The organism is Thalassotalea sp. G20_0 (assembly GCF_017744175.1).
In the GTDB taxonomy this organism is placed as follows: domain Bacteria; phylum Pseudomonadota; class Gammaproteobacteria; order Pseudomonadales; family Endozoicomonadaceae; genus Endozoicomonas.
On the sequence record NZ_JAGHQV010000177.1, the window covers coordinates 1 to 1,795 of the forward strand.

Annotated in this window: 1 protein-coding gene; it reads right to left on the reverse strand. The window is 50.6% G+C overall.

Features of this window, described 5'->3' with window-relative positions:
- Nucleotides 1-157 precede the first annotated feature (157 nt).
- Nucleotides 158-1,728 (reverse strand): IS3 family transposase gene (locus J7438_RS25325; protein WP_503003944.1). Its coding sequence is split into 2 segments (ribosomal slippage): nt 158-1,249 and nt 1,252-1,728, totalling 1,569 coding nucleotides; the frame shifts between segments, so codons are not numbered across the junction.
- Nucleotides 1,729-1,795: the final 67 nt, after the last annotated feature.

Below are 1,795 nucleotides of genomic sequence, written 5' to 3' on the forward strand. Positions count from 1 at the left end.
GGGAGCGGGGCGGACCATTCCATTAGGTCTTTCTTTGTGCACAACTTTTGTCGTATATAAAGATAATAAAGAAGGCATTTTCACAATGTAAGGCATGCCTCAAATTCCCCTTTCTAATCTTAACAACGGTGTTTGTCAACATAGTTGTCGCCTCAACTCACACAGCTTGCCTTAGCTGTCCGGCAACTGACCGGTCTGGATTCAGCCAGACTTCATCTTCCAGGTCCCAGTTACGGGTTGCCCTTTTACCCCAACGCTCAGGGTGGCGCTGCTTAGCCAATTGATACACCTTTTTCCGGTTATCCATGAGCGCTTTGGTTTCCCCCCGGTGCCGTTGACCCGGCGTGAGGAATTTAAGTCCGCTGTGCCGGTGATCTTCGTTGTACCACTGCGCAAAACCATGGACCCAGTTTCGGGCAGCCTCAACATCTGCAAATGGCTTGCATGGGTAACCGGGCCGGTATTTCAGGGTTCTGAAGATGGCTTCAGCAAACGGATTATCATCACTTACCCTTGGTCGGCTAAATGAGCTGACCACGCCCAGCCGTTTCAGGGTCGACAGCATGGTGCCGCCTTTCATGGCGCTGCCATTATCTGAATGCAGGACCAGCGGTCTTTCCATAGCGGCTATGCCGTGGCGAATACAGGCCTTGGTAATCATTTGTGAGGCATGCTCGGCAGACTCATTCTCATGAATTTCCCAAGTCACAATCATACGGCTATATATGTCTATCACCAGATACAGATAGTAAAACTGTCCACGCACTGGTGAGCGCAAAAACGTGATATCCCATGACCAAACCTGGTTCGGTCCAGTCGCACAATACGACGTTGGTCTATGGTTGCCAGCCTTGGCTGCACGCCCACGGTGGTGTTGCTGGCCCCTTTCGTGCAACACTCGGTAGAATGTCCTTTCGGACCCAAGATACACACCTTCATCCGCTAAAACAGGGACGATCTGACTGGGTGGAAGGCTTTTAAAGCGATCACTGTTACAGACGTCAACAATCGCCTGGCGTTCCTCTTCAGAAAGCTTGTTTCCGGGAGCTTCCCTGTTGGCATTGTTGCGGTTATCTGCTTGCACAGCATCCTCCCGTGCCCAGCGTTGTACCGTTCTTTCTGAAAGGCCAAGGGCTTCGCAGGCTTTCGACTGGCGGGCACCATCTTTCACGGCCTGTTTAATCAGGTTGACTGCGTTTTGGCGATCCGGGAGAGAGATCAATCGTCCTCTGGTTCCCCCCAGATCTCTCGGGCCTTTTTTGTGAGTACCAGCAAGGCAGCAGTTTCTGCTAACGCCTTGTCCTTGCGCTTGAGTTCACGCTCAAGCTTTTTGATAGTTTGCTTGTCTTTTTTCTGCTCAACATTCAGGGCCTTACGCTGCTCTGATGGACTGGCAGGCCTGGCCACCACGCCACTGATAAAGGCTGCTTTCCACTGCTGAATTTGTTCAGCAAAAAGGCCTTTCTTACGACAGTATTCAGCCATTTCTGCTTCGTTCAATGCCGCCGTTTCAATAATGACGGCCAACTGGTTTTCAGGTGCCCACTGATCTGGATTTTTTCCGTTGCCTGGCACAGATATTCCTTGAGATAAAGCTTTCTTTCGCCAAGTGTACAGGGTCGCATCAGAGATACCAGTATCACGTACCAGCTGAGAAACCGGCACATTATTGGGTGGCATCATTTTCTGAATGATGGACTCTTTGAACTCTTCTGAATAGCGGGCCATTGATCACTCACTGGCCGCCCCCTGTTTAGGTTTTTAAATTCAGGAGAGGCGACAACTATGTTGGCAC